This window comes from Streptococcus sp. GMD4S, from assembly GCF_000296955.1.
Window position 1 is genome coordinate 1 of record NZ_AJRE01000366.1, and the last position, 667, is coordinate 667.

Annotated in this window: 1 protein-coding gene; it reads left to right on the top strand. The window is 43.9% G+C overall.

Features of this window, described 5'->3' with window-relative positions; all coding sequences use genetic code 11:
• The coding region (locus GMD4S_RS09940) for an MIP/aquaporin family protein (protein WP_000663732.1) at positions 1–667 on the top strand (667 nt) is incomplete at both ends.

The window sequence follows — 667 nt, forward strand, 5'->3', positions numbered from 1 at the left end:
AACTTAAAGGTACGAAAGGTCACCAAAGTGGCTGGCTCGTTATCGCGGTTGGTTATGGTATGGGGGTTATGATCCCAGCCTTGATGTTTGGTAATGTATCTGGTAACCACATCAACCCAGCTTTCACTCTTGGACTTGCTGTTAGTGGACTTTTCTCTTGGGAGCAAGTACCATATTACATCCTAGCACAAGTTTTGGGAGCAATCTTTGGTCAAGCTTTGGTTGTAGCGACTCACCGTCCTTACTACTTGAAGACAGAAAACCCTAACAATATCTTGGGTACCTTCTCAACAATTTCAAGCATCGACCATGGTACAAAAGAATCACGTTTTGCAGCTACTGTTAACGGTTTCCTCAATGAGTTTGTAGGTTCATTTGTTCTTTTCTTTGCAGCACTTGGTTTGACTAAAAACTTCTTTGGTGCTGAGGTTCTTCAATACATGAAACAAATGGCTACTCAAGCTGGACAAACTGTTGATTTAAGTGAATTGGCAGTAAAAGCTCAAGTAGCTCCACATACAGCTGCTGGGATCTCAGTTGCGCACTTGGCACTTGGTTTCCTAGTGATGGCCTTGGTAACTTCACTTGGTGGACCTACTGGACCTGGTTTGAACCCAGCTCGTGACTTCGGACCACGTCTTCTTCACGAACTCCTTCCAAAATCAGT